The sequence below is a fragment of the Fodinibius sp. genome (genome assembly GCF_034521915.1).
Lineage (GTDB): Bacteria > Bacteroidota > Rhodothermia > Balneolales > Balneolaceae > Fodinibius.
Genome location: NZ_JAXHLU010000016.1, coordinates 169,356 through 184,211 on the forward strand (window position 1 = coordinate 169,356; position 14,856 = coordinate 184,211).

The following is a 14,856-nucleotide window of genomic DNA, read 5'->3' on the forward strand; positions in this document are numbered from 1 at the left end:
CACCAGCTGGTAGGCGATCAGCATTACGCGCCCGAAGAAGAGGGAGAACCGCTGATTAATCGTCAGGCGCTTGCACGCTTATCGATTGGCATTTAAGCATCCCCGTCATGGAAAAGAGGTACAATTTGAGGCCAAGATTCCTGCCGATATGATGCGTCTGATAGATCGATTTCGATGGAAAAAAGAAGCACAATCCGGTTGAGTTTCTTGGTCGGAATGGAACCGTTGTTATGCTTTAACTTTATAATAATATCTTATTAGAAAATATATACTTATCAACGAATACTACTTATTATGAAAACAGACGTTACTAAAATTATTGGATCGATTCTCCTTTTTGGTCTTTTCTTTTTTATCGGGATGTCGGTGCAGGCCCAGGATCAATCCTCATCTGATTTTGAGCAGTTTAAGGATCAGTTTAAAAAAGAATATTTCTCAGTTGGAGGGTTGCTCCAGGCTGTAGGTGACTACCAGTTTGAGCGGTTAGGTGGATCAAATGGGTTTTCGGTGGGCAATGCACGTTTGCAAGTATATGGAGAGTTTGACAATAAATTTGGTTACCAGCTGCAGACGAATTTTGTGAGTAGCACTGCTTTGCTTGATGTGAATATGTATTATAATCTGACGCCAAATTTTTCAGTAAAGGCGGGATTATTTAAAGCTCCCTTTAGTTACGAGTATTTAACGGGAGCGGCAACCATTGATTTCGTTAATCGGTCATCGGTAGTTAACCAGTTGGCTCCAAAGCGACAGGTGGGGCTTCAAATGCAGGGTGATATGGCAGATGGAAGGTTTAGATATACTGCTGGGATGTTTAACGGTAACGGCTTTGGAGCGAATGCCAACGACGATGACAAGTTTCTATATACAGCCAGGATAGAAGCGAATTCGGGTATAGGTGGTAGTTCGGATAGCAAATTTATGATGGGACTAAATGCCTCGTATGAGCAGAGCGAAAGTGCTACAACCGGGGCGGGATTATTATCGCAGGTTGAGGGTGAACAGCTGTTGCTTGGTGCTGATACGCGTATTAGCTATAAAGGGATGATGTTGGCCGGAGAATTTATTTATTCAACGATTAATGCTGATGCCGGTACGGAATATAATCCCTTCGGGTACTATTTGACAGGCGGCTACTTTGTAATGCCGAAGACGCAACTGCTTGCCCGCTGGGATTACTTTGATGGGGATTTTATCGGAAACAGCTCTGAGTCCGTTTTAGGAGGAATTAATATTTTTCCATCGGACTTTTCTGAAATACAGCTTAACTATATTTATCCACTCGAAGACGGCGTTGATTTCTCCCGGATTCTGTTAAATCTGCAAATCAATTTCTGATAGTTTTTTTCTGCAATTCCTAATCTATCAGGGATTATCTATATTGGTTATAAGTACCTTCTATTGGTTTCTTGGAATGATTAACTTCATTTTACTGTATTGATAGTGTGATATAACAAACAACAGAAAACCATGTTCTTACAGGATATAAAAGAGTTCTTCTGCGAACTTTTAAAAGAATTTTTTAAGAGTAAAAATGAACATTATTACTGTAGCATAAACTGCAAATGTAGAAATCAATAGAATTAAAAAGTATTTAGGTGTTTAGTTATGAGTACCATGACAAAGGGAGATAAAACGATGGAAATCAATATTGGGATAAGCGAAGAAAATCGTAAAGAGATAGCCGATGCTCTTTCCAGGGTGTTGGCGGATTCATACATGTTGTATTTGAAAACACATAATTATCATTGGAATGTAACGGGTGAGCTGTTCCATTCGCTGCACGAACAGTTTGAAGAGCAGTATACTGAACTTGCCGAGGCTATTGATGAAATTGCCGAACGTATACGTGCGCTTGGTTATCGAGCTCCCGGTACTTTTCAAGAATTCAATGAATTAACTTCTGTTGATGAACAGCAAGATGAGCCGGAAGCGATGGAGATGGTTCGGCGTTTAGCTGTAGGTAATGAACAGGTTTTGCGTACAGCCCGACAGGCACTTGAACCTGCTAACGAGGCTGAGGATGAAGCAACGATTGATCTGTTAACGGAACGGTTGAAAGTACATTCTAAAACGGCTTGGATGTTGCGCAGCCATTTGGAATAACTGGTATAAAATAAATCAAACAAAAAACACAATTATTATGGCTAAGCGAGAGGAATACATCGATAAGTTGGAAAAACAATTACGCGAGTGGAATACGCAGATTGACGAGCTCCAGAAGCGAGTTAACAAGGAGTCTCAGGATCTGAAAGCTAAACTCGAAGAGCGAATGGATGATCTGAAAGAAAATCGTGCTCAACTACGAAAAAAGCTGGATAAAATTAAAGACTCGGGTGATGATGTTTTTGAGGAAATAAAAGCGGATAGCGAAAAGCTTTGGAAAGATGTTAAGAAAGGCTTTTCAGAGATTCGTGAAATAGTAAATGAATAATACTAGATATTATTAATATACTGTAAGGCAGTCCACTAGGGCTGCCTTCTTTTTTTTATTAATCTAAAATTATTGATATAGAAAACATGGAAAACTTTAGTTCATTTCAAGAGGAGTTAATGCCGTATTTGGTTGAATATGGCCTTGAGTTAATTGGTGCCGTAGCAATACTGATAGTTGGTTTGGTTGTTGCAAAATGGGTAGGGAAACGCGTTGAAAGACAGATGGATAAGTCGGAACGTTTTGATCCCACAATAACTCCCATTTTTGTTAAGGCAACTAAGATTCTCGTTATTGCGGTGACAATACTGGCGGTATTGAACAAGTTTGGCGTTGAAACTGCCAGCTTGATTGCCGTTCTGGGTACTATTGGTTTAGCCATTGGTTTGGCCCTGCAGGGGACACTCAGCAATATTGCATCAGGAATGATGCTCTTGATATTGCGTCCGTTTAATGTGGGAGATGCGGTTGATATTGGCAGTACCTCGGGTGTGGTAGATGAGATAGGACTCTTTGTTACCGAGATGCATACTTTTGATAACATTGCGATTACGATGCCCAATTCTAAAGTATGGGGCACGGAAATCAAAAATTACTCGAGTAATGATAAACGGCGCGTTGATATGGAATTCGGTATTGCCTACGATGATGATATGGACAAGGCAATGAATATTGTGAGTGAAGTACTTTCTGCCGATGACCGTGTGCTCGATGAGCCGGAGCCGCTTATTGCCGTTAGTAATTTGGGCGATAGCGCAGTGGGTATTCGGGTACGTCCATGGACCGAAACAGCAAATGCTTGGCCACTCCGATATGCGCTTACGAAACGCATTAAAGAGCGATTTGACGAAGAAGATATCTCTTTCCCATTTCCGCAGCGCGATATTCATCTTTTCAAGGAAAATGGATAAAGCCTTTAGTAAAATTCAGAAACTATCTCGGAGCCGGCTTATAAATGAGGTCGGCTCTTTTAAATTTATGGATGTTTTGGTATCCCAGATGGATTGTAATAAGTTCCACAGAAATATTATCTTACTTACTTAGACTCTTGAGGAGCTAAGAGTTTAGAAGTGAAATTTTGAATTACCAAGCGTTATAATAGAGGTACCTGTGAATACTGCTATGGAAGAAAATAAGGAAACATCCCAACATGTGTATGAGGATGAATACGTAATTTTAACTGAAAACAATGAGCTTTTTCTGAAAGGGGACGAGCCAGAAGATCGCAAGAAACTTTGTGAAGTAAGTCCCGATGATCTTGAGAATAAGCTTTCGGAGTTCAGGGATGCTTTTTCTAAGCTCCAGTCGAAGGTTGAAGAAACGCTTGCCGGAGATGTTACGCTCGAGGATTTATCAGCACTTGAAGATGAGATTGACAGCAGTAAGGCCATAGGAGATTACAGTGCCTTGAAAGAGCAGATCGAAGAGAAAAAGTCAAGTATGGCTGACGGTGAAACCGAAGATGCATCTACTAAAAAAGAGAAAGCAGAAGAATCTGAAGAAGTAATAGAAGAGGAAACTGATGCGAAGGAAGTCGAAGCTGAAGTAGAGCAGGATGATGGATCTCCTGCGCCAGAGGCTTCGGAGACTAAAACAGAAGAAGTTGAAGCACAAGAAGAAAAAGCAGATGAAGAAGTAGAGGTAGTTGCTGACGAGGAGACAGAAGAAGTCGTAGCTGAGGTTGAGCAGGACGAAGAAAGCACTACTGAAAGTGAGGCTGAGGAACAGCAAGAAGTAGTTTCCGAAGATGAGGCTGAAGAAGAATCAGATGAAGAAAGTCCGCTGGATTATTATAAAGAAATTGTAAGTAAGGCACAGGAGTTGGCCAAGCAGAATGATTGGTCATATGTTTCGGTGGAGCTGGATAATTTAAGTCACCGATGGGCGGAAGGTCCCGATGCGGATGATGATGAGCAGGTGAAAAAGCTCTACAAAAAGTTTAGTGATATTGTTGATGATTTTGAGGAGCGTAAAGAGCAGCATTATGCTGAGCTCGAAAAGAAAAAGCAGGAAAATCTCGAAACAAAGAAAGAGCTCCTTAAGGAATTTGAAGGTATCGTATCTAATGAAACCTGGACGGCAACTCGTCGGGTAAATCAGATGAAAGGGCAATGGAAAAGTACAGGTCCGCTGCCCAATGGAAAAGGAGAGGAGCTTGATAAACGTTTTGAGGAACTGCTTGATATTTTTAATGACCATAAGGTCGACCGACTGGTTCAGAAGCGTCAGAAAGAGGAAGATAACCTGATGCTTAAATTGACGGTTCTTGAAAAGATGGAGAATGTCGCTGAGTCGATGACCCATGAGACGGAAAATTGGGATGAGATTGAGGAAAAGTTTGAAGATCTGACCAAGCAGTGGAAGAAGATAGGTCGTGTTCCAAAAGAAAAGTCAAATGAAGTTTGGGATCGGTACAAAAGTGCACAGGATGAGTATTACGATCGGAAGTATAAATATGATCCCGATCACCAGAGCAAAGTAGACAAGTTTACTCATAAGAAGGAAAAAATTATTGAAGAAGCTGAAGCGTTGCTGGAGGAAGATGATCTGGCGACGGCTGCCCGAAAAATTAATAAGCTCCACCGGCGGTGGAAGAAAGTGGGTAACTTGCCGCAGCGGGCAGAGGATAAACTTTGGTCGCGCTTTAAGTCGGCTACGGATGCATTTAATGAGCGCAAGGCGAATAATCAGGATAAAATTCGTGAGCAGGAAGAAGAGCATTATCAGCAGAAGCTGGAGCTTATTGACAAGGCCAATGAAGTAAAGCATACTGATGATTTTGAGAAAGGCCATTCGCAGATGCAGAATTTTATGGATCGGTGGAAGAAAATTGGTCCGGTGCCGCGTGATAAGTCAGAGAAAATATGGAAACAGTTTAAGGGGGCGATGGATGAGTTTTATGATCGCCGCCGCGAGCACTTCAAAGAGGTAAAAGAGGAGCGCAAAGAAAATCTGGAAAAGAAAAAAGAAATTCTTGAAAAACTTCGCGAGCTGGGCAAGCATGATGATCCTATTGAGGCCGTAGAAATTGCCAAGGGATTGCAGGAAGAGTTTAAAAATGCAGGCTATGTCCCCATTAAGCACAAGAACAAGATGTGGAAAGAGTATCGGGAGGCTTGTGATGTAATTTACGATCGCATGCGTGCAGCAAAATCGGGGGATAAATTTGATCAAGAGTTGGCTAAGGCGGATTTAGATCCCGAAGACAGGAGCAAAATCCAAAAGCTGCGCAAAGAGTATAACAAGGTAAAAAAAGAAGCCAAGCAGTTAGAAAAAGAAGTTCTGCAGTACAAAGAGAAAAAAACCTATTTTAAACCCTCCAGCGGTGGAAATAGTTTGCTCGATGAAGTCGAAAATAGAATTGACAAGGTTGAGCAAAAGTTGGAGGGCAAGCAGGAAAAGATGGAATCGATTACGGAAAAGATGGATCAGATTCGCAAAGAATCAGGTGATTAATTACATATTTGTTTTCCTGATTCGGTCTGTTATTTATTAAAAAATTAGTACGTCTGCCGCTATATGGGGGATACAGCGGAAAAGCTGAAATAAAACTGAATAATCTACAGCGGTTAAAAGTTCAAAAAATGATACGATTTGATGGGCAATGCTAAGCAAGAGATAACGGTCACTTTTTGGGGCGTCCGTGGGTCTACTCCTTGTGCTAATAAAAAAAATATGGAGTATGGCGGAAATACCTCTTGCGTAGAAATTGATGTGCCCGGGACAGAGGAGATGTTAATTCTGGACAGCGGAACGGGTATACGCAATCTTGGAAATAAAATTATAGACGAGCCTGGTCAAATAAGGGGCCGTATTTTTATTACACACCCGCATTGGGATCACATTCAGGGATTTCCCTTCTTTAAGCCTATTTACGGATCCACAAATCATTTTGCTATTCATATGCCCGACCAGGGCGAAGAGGGAGACTGCAAAGATATTTTGGATGGACATCTAACAAAAACCTTCTTCCCGGTAACCCTGGATATGATCGATGCCAATCTGGAGTATGTAACACAGCCTCAGCAGCGGACAGATTATCAGCATTATGAAATAGAGTTTATACTGGCGAACCATACCGTAGAAACTGCTGTGTATAAAATACATGTCGGCGATAAACAGATCGTTTACTGTCCGGATAATGAGTTAGGAGCTTTAGATGAGGAGATTTCGACCTTTCAAACTCGTATGAAAGAGTTTGTACAAGGCGCAGACTTGCTTATTCATGACGGGCAGTATAATCGCAAAACGTACGAGTCGAAACGTGGATGGGGACATTCGGCCTGGGAACATGTAGTTAACTTTGCAAAAGTGACAGAAGTAAAGCGCCTGTTTATTACTCATCATGATCCGGACTCCGACGATGAAAAACTTCTGGCGCTGGATGAATACCTGAGAGTGGAATACGGAGAGTTATTTAAAGAGGTGGGGTTGGCCCAGGAAGGCAAGAAAATATTGCTTTAACCCATTAAAAAAAGGATGCCTGCATATACAAGCATCCCTTTTGATTAATGATTCACTAATATTTAAAAGTAAAAGCGAGCACCCAGCGTACCATCAATATCAAAATCGGTTGATGGGGCAAGGTTCTAGTATTGGCGCTGCTTCTATGAATAGGCCTACAGGCGCATCCTCAAACAAGGTAATTTATACCTACAGGCACTCTGGCGCCAATGTAGGAATCATCGTCTCCGAGTACCAAGCGACCGCCTATACCGTAATAAAGGGGAAGACTGCCTTCGTCCACTTCACTGAACACATTGTAGTTGTGCCATAAATAGTCGGCTTGCAAAGTAATGGCATCGTATCTTCCAAACGACCAGGCAACGCCCACGTCAATAGCATTCCCATTACCGGTCCATGATTTTGCTGTTAATCCCGTAGGTTCGCCCACCATAAAACCAACGCCAAGATCTTTACTAGCATCCTGTGCATTACTAATAGTATTTAGTGATAATGTTAGAAAAACTGTTAACAATATGACGGATAGTAGCTTTTTCATAGATGAATTAATTATTTGAGATTTTTTCAAGGTACTTTTAACAGTATTTAAAATGAAAATAAGTCAGAAAGTTCCGAGAAAAAGTTCTCCCTAAAAGATTCAACTTATGAACGAATGAAGAAAAAGAATTTAAAATAAGCTTATGGCTACATACTGCTCCGGATGTGATAACATAATAGCTGTAACTCGATTGATTGAAAATTATTTACGCACAATACTGAATAACAAAAATCTGGAAGGGATTTAGATATTACTTTTAAATAGTTTCAGGCTATTTTTGCATTCAATAAAAAAGGAAGAGTTAACATTATGCTAATCTTAGGATCGTTATACTCAGATTCATGAAAGCAAAGTACAATAAGTTGCTTAAGTTTTTTTATATTAAGCACCGCTTGAGGACCCTCTTAGGTCAGTTGGCTTAAACGTTCTCATCGGGTTTATTCTACTTTGCTTAAATGCTCATACGGGCACAAGCTTAATCACTAATCTAAACGAACATATCTATCGATTATGAAACGATACACAAGTATACTTTTTGCTTTGTTGATGTTTCCGATGGTAGCACTATCACAACATGCTATCACTGGGACCGTCACTGAAGCAGATAATGGTGACCCTCTCGCGGGTGCCAATGTCGTCATTGTAGGAACCACAACGGGTGCATCTGCCGATGCCGATGGTTACTACGAAATTGAAGATCTTGAAAATGGAACCTACACAGTACGCGTTACAATGGTTGGATTTGCTGCTAAGCAAAAGGATGTAACTATTAATGGGTCTGATGTAGAACTTAATTTCGAAATGGAATTTGCAAGTCAGTCTTTACAGGCGCTTGAAATATTTGCTTCACGTTCAGATCAGAAAACACCTGTTGCTTATGCTGAGATAAGTGAAGACGAGATTGAAAATCGACTCGGATCGCGCGATTTGCCTTTGGTTCTTAATACCACCCCGTCGGTTTATTCTACCAACCAGGGCGGTGGATCTGGAGATGCTCGAATTAATGTTCGTGGGTTTTCCCAGCGAAATGTAGCAGTAATGATTAACGGTGTCCCCGTTAATGACATGGAGAATGGCTGGGTATATTGGTCTAATTGGGATGGTATTGGAGATGTTGCTCAATCTATGCAGATACAGCGTGGGATGAGCAATGTAAATCTTGCAGTTCCGTCCGTTGGTGGAACGATAAATGTATTGACAAATCCGGCTAAAAATGAAGCAGGTGGTAAGTTTAAGCAAGAAATTGGAAATGCTGGTTTTCGCAAAACCACTATGGTGTTAAACACTGGCTTGATTAACGATAAGTTTGCTTTTAGCGCTGTAGGTGCACGTAAAACTGGAAATGGTATCGCAGAGGGTACCTGGACAGACGCGTGGTCCTACTATTTGGGGGCTTCTTACAAGGTTAATGAAAACAATCGTCTTGATTTGTTTGCATTGGGTGCTCCACAGCGCCACGGGCAGCGACAATATCGCCAAAACATTGGTACGTTTAGTCACGAATATGCACGTGATCTTAACTCTTATGATACAGCGGCATTTGACAGTTACCATGAGAAAGGATTCTTGTTTAATCAAAATGTCTCTGGTGTAAGTAGCAGTTATGATGGTAAACAATATGTTGGTGATGGTTGGATTGGTACTTCAGTTCGGGACCGATATTCTCCCAATTTTATCAACTCTGAAGAAAACTTTTTCCACAAGCCGCAGGTTAACCTTAACTGGTATTCTCAGCTATCTGAGAACGTTAGCTTAACCAACGTGGCATATTATTCCGGCGGTAGCGGTGGTGGAACCGGTACGCTCGGTGATGTGTATCGCAAAGATGCGAATGGTCAAACAGATATTAACCAGCCATTCTATTATGGACCAAATCCATGGCTTTTTGACTGGGATGCTTCTATTGCGGCAAACTCTTCAACGGCCGATTCAGTAATGTACCAAGGCGATTGGATTCAAAAAGATGATTACGAGTCCATTGGTATTATGCGAAGCAGTAGAAATGACCAATGGACTATTGGCGATATTTTAAAAGTCGATATTGATCTTGGTGACCTACAGATAGGAGGCGGTCTGGATTGGAGAACCGCTGAAATTGAGCACTATCGTGAAGTGCGTGACTTGCTTGGCGGTGACTTTTATGTTGATAATGGAAATGACTTTAATCCCAATCGTCGTGTTGGTCTTGGTGATAAGGTTGACTATAACTTCACCAATACTGTTGACTGGATTGGTGGCTACTTGCAGGGTGAGATCCAGAAAGAGAAATATAGCGCGTATGCTACCATTGGCTTGACCAATATTAAGTATACTCACGAAAATCACTTTGTTGAAGATCCACAAAATCCGGGGCAGAAGCTTGAAAGAGAATCTCCTAATATCCAAGGGTATCAAGCTAAGTTAGGCGGTTTATATTCCTTGTCTAGTGCTCTGGATGCATTTGGAAACTTCGGTATTATCTCGAAGGTACCTATTTTTGATAGTGTTATTGATGACCGATCAGGAGCTATTAACGATGATCCTGTAAACGAGAAATACTACTTCTATGAGGTTGGATTGCGTTATTCCAAGCAGAAGTATGCTGTAAATCTCAACTACTACTTAACAGATCGAAAAGATCGTTCTTACTCTACCGGTTATACACAGCAGGATGGAACTGAGGGTCTGCTCAACGTTCAAGGTGTAGATCAGCGTCACACAGGTATTGAACTAGAAACTTCTTTCAAACCTAACTCTTATCTCCGTCTTGATATAAATGGTTCTTACAATATGTGGGAATATGGAAGTGATGTAACAGCCCGTTACTTAGCGGATTATACCCAAGATCAGTATCAAGAATTGAACCTTTCTATCGATGGGTTGAAAGTAGGTAATGCTCCACAGAAACAGTTGTCTTATGTATTGTCTGTTGATCCAACCGACAATTTTCATGTACAGATTGTTGGTAAATCATTCTTCGATCACTATAGCGACTTTAGTCCTTTTGATCGTACGTTTGATCCTGATCAACCATCAACGGCAGATCGTCAGCAACCGTGGAAAGCGCCTAATTACACAGTTTTCGATGCGCACGTTCAGTATCAATTTACTGATTTGTTTGAGGGGGCAAATGTTGAGCTTTTCTTAAACCTTTATAATGCATTGGATGCTACATATATCCAAGACTCTTTGGATAATAGTCCTTACAATGCATTCGATAGTGATCACGATGCTGATGATGCAGAAGTCTTCTTTGGACTTCCTCGTAGATTTAATACAGGGATTTCCGTAAACTTCTAAGTCAGTATTTTAAGCACACATTTCCAAAAGGGCAGTCCATTCGGGCTGCCCTTTTTTTATTTTAAATCATTTCAGAAAACAGGGCTGTAATGCCTTAAATATTACGTTATCTTTGTGTCTTATTGACTTTGCAGAATTAACATATTCATGAACCTTGTTACGCCATTTATGAAACGAGGAGCTTTTACAATTTTATTTTTGATAGTATTTATTGGTTTTATTGGATGCAGTAACCAACAGCAACCTAATCCCCAAAAGACACTGTTAATTTCCTTTGATGGTTTTGGTCATAATTATTTAGAAAAAACGGCAACTCCCCATTTTGATTCACTCGTTGCAGAGGGCGTTCAGGCCGAAGGTTTGATTCCTGTTTTTCCAAGCAAAACGTTTCCCAATCACTATGCTATAGCAACGGGGCTGTATCCCGAAAATACCGGCTTTGTGAATAATACGATGTACGATCCCAAGTGGGATGAGTGGTATCGTATTAGTGATCGTGAGGCTGTGGAAGATGGTAAGTGGTATGGCGGAGAACCGATCTGGAATACGCTTGAAAAGCAGGGTATAAAAACCGGAACCATGTTTTGGGTAGGGTCCGAGGCCGATATACAGGGAATGCGTCCCACGCACTGGAAAACCTATGACGATGATATGCCCGGTAAGGCGCGTATCGATACAGTCATGAAGTGGATGACTGATTCTGGCAATCAGACTGTTGATTTTGCAACGCTGTATTACAGTGATGTGGACAGCAAGGGACATCGCTACGGTACGGAATCCGATTCTGTAAAGCAGGCTATCGAACGGGCTGACCGGCTGATGGGCTATCTTAAAGAACAGATGAAAGCCAATAACCTGTGGTCGAATACGAATATTATTATTGTGTCCGATCACGGCATGGTTGACTTGTCCGCCGATAAGCTTATCCGTCTCGATAAAATTATTGATATGGATGACACCAAACGAGTAATTTGGGGACCTATGACCGGAATTCAGCCCAAGGAGGGCGAAGAAGAGGAGATTTATCAGGCGTTAAAATCTGCCGAAGAAAACTATCGGGTATATAAAAAAGAGGATCTGCCCAAACGGTATCATCTTAAAAATCATCGCCGTGTAGAAGATATTATAATGGTGGCGGATTTGGGGTACACAATTTTGGATGAAGATTACCAGGATGATTTTATAGAATCACTGCCACGTGCTACCCATGGTTACGACAACAATCAAAAAGCAATGCAGGCTTTCTTTATTGCTCACGGACCGGCGTTTAAAAAGGGAGAACAGGTTGGGACTTTTCAGAATATCCACATTTATGAATTGATAAACCACCTGATGGATACCGAGCCAGCTCCCAACGACGGTTCGCTGGATAGCGTACGGGTGTTGTTAAATTAGTAACCATCTTATTAGATGCCTCATCGGATGGCTGATTTTGCCATCCGGTGAATATTAACTCATTCCTGTCCTCTCCCTAAATTTAGGGAGAGGGACTCAAGAAATAACTTTGTTGTGCTCTCATCTGTCCGTAATTTTTTGTAGTGTTAGTTTTATTAAAGGAGTTTCTTCCCCTGCTCGGAGGGGAAGAACAAAGCCTGTCCCGACACATCGGGGATGGGGTCAGAAAAACTCTTAAGATAGATTTTATGCCAACGAGTCTTTCTCCCTATAAGTAGGGAGAAAACAAAAGAGGGTCAATGGCTGGACTTTGATGATGGACTGCAAGGATAAATTCAGAGCGTTTCTAAATTAAAGTTCGTAGATATAAAACGTTGCATCTATCCGCAGAAGCCGTGATATTTAGTCCAATTTGTAAACATCAAAGAATTTTTCATTTTCAATGGCATATGTAGTAACAGAACCATGCATCAATTGTAAATACACCAATTGCGCGGCGGTTTGTCCGGTTGATGCCTTTCGGGAAGGGCCTAATTTTCTAACTATCGACCCGCTTGAATGTATTGATTGTGATGCTTGCGTAGCAGAATGTCCTGTTGAAGCTATTTATCCCGATGACGAAGTGCCCATGGAGTGGGAGCACTATATTGATCTAAACGAACGATTGGCCGATGAATGGGCTGATCATGTTATCAATCAGACGAAAGAAGATTTTCCAGATGCCGATGAGTGGGCAGAAGTGGAAGATAAGCGCGAACATCTTCAGGAAAGCTGGGATTAATTTGTTTTCGTGATTAGGTGATTAAGAAATTGAGGGAATAACCTAATCACTTAGTCACCGAATAACATCTATAAGTTTAATGAATGAGAACAGTTCAAAGAAACAAAGCCTTTCCAGTCGAGATAAGAAACTCGACCTTGCCTCTCCCAAAATAATGGGAATTCTCAATGCTACGCCCGATTCCTTTTCCGACGGTGGTAACTTTAATGAAGTGGATGCAGCGCTGGGCCGTATTGGACTCATGATTTCCCAGGGTGCTCATATCATAGACGTAGGCGGAGAATCAACCCGGCCGGGCTCCGAACCCGTCACGGAACAGGAAGAACTCGATCGCGTGTTGCCGATCCTCAAAAAAGCTATCTCACAATTTCCCGACACCTTTTTTTCGATTGATACCACCAAATATCGCGTGGCCGAAGAAGCGCTTAAACTCGGCACTCATTTTGTTAACGATGTAAGCGGACTCCAAAAAGAGCCTCGTTTTGTGGATTTATGCGTGCAGTATAATGCAGGGTATGTGATGATGCATTCGCAGGGTAATCCCAAAACAATGCAGAAAGATCCAACCTATGATAACGTGATCGCTGATATAAAGCAGTTTCTAAAAGTCCGGCTTGATGAGGCCAAAGAGAAGGGATTAAAAAATATTATCATTGATCCCGGTATTGGTTTTGGAAAAACGCTGGAGCACAACCTGAAACTAATTGCTTATCTTAAGGAATTTCAGGATTTGGGATGTCCCATTTTAGTAGGGGCGTCACGCAAATCAATGATCGGCCAGATTCTAAACGATCGCTCCGTTGATGATCGTCTTACAGGTACCATAGCCGTCCATTATCATGCTTTGATTAACGGCGCCAATATCATTCGCGTACACGACGTCAAAGAAGCACACGATTCGCTACAGGTATTTAATGCTATTTCGTCAAAGATGTAGGTTATAGATAGAGTCTACTCTGTAACGACCCTACTCTGTAAAAAGGTGGAGTCCATTTATAAATGGACTCCACCTAGTGATATCTACATACAAAACTTCGCCAAATAATACTTATATTCCGCTAAACAACATCCAGAAAAACGAGGTACACCGTTGATTCCCATTGGCTTCCTTGAATTTGGCATCCGGGACTTTGTCGAAGTCCTGATTATTACCATGGTGCTGTTCTACCTGTACCGGTGGATCCGCGGCACATTTGCCATTCAGGCCGCTGTAGGTCTTGTTTTTATCATTATAATAAATGCGGCCGTTAGCGCACTGGGGCTCACCACCATCAACTTTATACTCCGCGGTATTTTGGATGTAGGTATCTTGGCAGTATTTATCATTTTTCAGCCCGAAATACGCAAGCTGCTCTATAGCCTGGGACACAATACGAATCTCGACCGCTTTTTCGTGCGCTCCAATCCCAATACCATTATTGATGAAGTAGTCGATGCCGTTCGTGACATGTCCCACACCAAAACCGGGGCGTTAATTGTATTTGCGCGCACTTCAACGCTGCAAGACTTGGTCGACGTTGGGGTAAAACTGGATGCAAAAGTTAACAGCGAGCTATTAAAAACAATATTTAACAAACACACGCCGCTGCACGACGGGGCTATAGTAATCCGCAATAATCGAATTGTAGCCGCCAGTTGCTATTTGCCCATCTCACAAAACCAGAACATTTCATCCGTTTTTGGGACACGCCACCGGGCAGCAGTAGGTATTACCGAAACCAACAACGTATTTGTGGTAGTGGTATCCGAAGAAACAGGACGTATTTCTATAGCTAAAAATGGATCGCTTACCAGCGGATTGACGATCCAGAAACTCCGCAGTGAAATGCAGGACGCACTCGGGGAACAGGAGATAGATGAGGATGATGTAGCTTTTTCATCTGCGCAAAGCGAACTGAAGATTAGTTAGTAGCTTCTACTGCTATAACAATTCTGCATATTCTTCGTAAGGTTGTTTTCAACTTT

The 14,856-nt window shown here is 41.6% G+C and carries 13 protein-coding genes; 12 read left to right on the plus strand and 1 reads right to left on the minus strand.

Going from position 1 to position 14,856, the window contains the following annotated elements:
• The first annotated feature begins 70 nt into the window (after positions 1-70).
• The 7 genes from U5J89_RS12020 (at position 71) to U5J89_RS12050 (ending at position 6,898) form a co-directional block, all read left to right on the plus strand.
• A complete protein-coding gene (locus tag U5J89_RS12020; protein WP_322575877.1) occupies positions 71-202 on the plus strand; it encodes a hypothetical protein in 132 nt (43 codons plus the stop codon).
• A 92-nt stretch (positions 203-294) separates the two neighbouring features.
• Entirely contained in the window at positions 295-1,338 is a 1,044-nt protein-coding gene (locus U5J89_RS12025) for a porin (RefSeq protein WP_322575878.1), read from the plus strand.
• A 279-nt stretch (positions 1,339-1,617) separates the two neighbouring features.
• Positions 1,618-2,106 carry a Dps family protein gene (locus U5J89_RS12030; RefSeq protein WP_416208529.1) on the plus strand — a complete coding sequence of 163 codons (489 nt, stop codon included), beginning with the start codon at positions 1,618-1,620 and terminating at the stop codon, positions 2,104-2,106.
• A 37-nt stretch (positions 2,107-2,143) separates the two neighbouring features.
• Complete coding sequence (locus tag U5J89_RS12035; RefSeq protein ID WP_322575880.1) at positions 2,144-2,434, plus strand: hypothetical protein; 291 nt, start codon at positions 2,144-2,146, stop codon at positions 2,432-2,434.
• An 86-nt stretch (positions 2,435-2,520) separates the two neighbouring features.
• Entirely contained in the window at positions 2,521-3,345 is an 825-nt protein-coding gene (locus U5J89_RS12040) for a mechanosensitive ion channel family protein (RefSeq protein ID WP_322575881.1), read from the plus strand.
• Positions 3,346-3,556: 211 nt separating this feature from the next.
• Positions 3,557-5,890 carry a DUF349 domain-containing protein gene (locus tag U5J89_RS12045; protein WP_322575882.1) on the plus strand — a complete coding sequence of 778 codons (2,334 nt, stop codon included), beginning with the start codon at positions 3,557-3,559 and terminating at the stop codon, positions 5,888-5,890.
• A gap of 141 nt (positions 5,891-6,031) precedes the next feature.
• Positions 6,032-6,898, plus strand: a complete 867-nt coding sequence (locus U5J89_RS12050) for an MBL fold metallo-hydrolase (RefSeq protein ID WP_322575883.1) — start codon at positions 6,032-6,034, stop codon at positions 6,896-6,898.
• Between the two features lie 169 nt (positions 6,899-7,067).
• Here U5J89_RS12050 and U5J89_RS12055 read toward each other — a convergent pair whose 3' ends face one another.
• Positions 7,068-7,436 (minus strand): hypothetical protein, encoded by a 369-nt coding sequence (locus U5J89_RS12055; RefSeq protein ID WP_322575884.1) that lies wholly within the window; start codon positions 7,434-7,436, stop codon positions 7,068-7,070.
• Between the two features lie 510 nt (positions 7,437-7,946).
• Between U5J89_RS12055 and U5J89_RS12060 the strand changes: the two genes are divergently transcribed.
• From U5J89_RS12060 to cdaA, 5 genes are all read left to right on the plus strand, one after another.
• The gene (locus U5J89_RS12060; protein ID WP_322575885.1) at positions 7,947-10,715 is read left to right on the plus strand and encodes a TonB-dependent receptor; all 2,769 of its coding nucleotides are present in this window, start codon (positions 7,947-7,949) and stop codon (positions 10,713-10,715) included.
• Positions 10,716-10,883: 168 nt separating this feature from the next.
• The gene (locus U5J89_RS12065) at positions 10,884-12,110 is read left to right on the plus strand and encodes an ectonucleotide pyrophosphatase/phosphodiesterase (RefSeq protein ID WP_322575886.1); all 1,227 of its coding nucleotides are present in this window, start codon (positions 10,884-10,886) and stop codon (positions 12,108-12,110) included.
• 442 nt (positions 12,111-12,552) lie between these two features.
• Positions 12,553-12,891: a DUF3470 domain-containing protein gene (locus tag U5J89_RS12070; RefSeq protein WP_322575887.1), complete on the plus strand. Its 339-nt coding sequence runs from the start codon at positions 12,553-12,555 to the stop codon at positions 12,889-12,891.
• Positions 12,892-12,970: 79 nt separating this feature from the next.
• Positions 12,971-13,828, plus strand: a complete 858-nt coding sequence (folP, locus tag U5J89_RS12075; protein ID WP_322575888.1) for a dihydropteroate synthase — start codon at positions 12,971-12,973, stop codon at positions 13,826-13,828.
• A gap of 153 nt (positions 13,829-13,981) precedes the next feature.
• Positions 13,982-14,800, plus strand: a complete 819-nt coding sequence (cdaA, locus tag U5J89_RS12080; RefSeq protein WP_322575889.1) for a diadenylate cyclase CdaA — start codon at positions 13,982-13,984, stop codon at positions 14,798-14,800.
• Positions 14,801-14,856 lie beyond the last annotated feature (56 nt).

What these genes read in the sequence shown, in the direction of transcription:
- U5J89_RS12025 (WP_322575878.1), top strand. Translation starts at nt 295, where the DNA reads ATGAAAACAGACGTTACTAAAATTATTGGATCGATTCTCCTTTTTGGT.
- U5J89_RS12030 (WP_416208529.1), top strand. Translation starts at nt 1,618, where the DNA reads ATGACAAAGGGAGATAAAACGATGGAAATCAATATTGGGATAAGCGAA.
- U5J89_RS12035 (WP_322575880.1), top strand. Translation starts at nt 2,144, where the DNA reads ATGGCTAAGCGAGAGGAATACATCGATAAGTTGGAAAAACAATTACGC.
- U5J89_RS12040 (WP_322575881.1), top strand. Translation starts at nt 2,521, where the DNA reads ATGGAAAACTTTAGTTCATTTCAAGAGGAGTTAATGCCGTATTTGGTT.
- U5J89_RS12045 (WP_322575882.1), top strand. Translation starts at nt 3,557, where the DNA reads ATGGAAGAAAATAAGGAAACATCCCAACATGTGTATGAGGATGAATAC.
- U5J89_RS12050 (WP_322575883.1), top strand. Translation starts at nt 6,032, where the DNA reads ATGGGCAATGCTAAGCAAGAGATAACGGTCACTTTTTGGGGCGTCCGT.
- U5J89_RS12055 (WP_322575884.1), bottom strand. Translation starts at nt 7,436, where the DNA reads ATGAAAAAGCTACTATCCGTCATATTGTTAACAGTTTTTCTAACATTA.
- U5J89_RS12060 (WP_322575885.1), top strand. Translation starts at nt 7,947, where the DNA reads ATGAAACGATACACAAGTATACTTTTTGCTTTGTTGATGTTTCCGATG.
- U5J89_RS12065 (WP_322575886.1), top strand. Translation starts at nt 10,884, where the DNA reads ATGAAACGAGGAGCTTTTACAATTTTATTTTTGATAGTATTTATTGGT.
- U5J89_RS12070 (WP_322575887.1), top strand. Translation starts at nt 12,553, where the DNA reads ATGGCATATGTAGTAACAGAACCATGCATCAATTGTAAATACACCAAT.
- folP (WP_322575888.1), top strand. Translation starts at nt 12,971, where the DNA reads ATGAATGAGAACAGTTCAAAGAAACAAAGCCTTTCCAGTCGAGATAAG.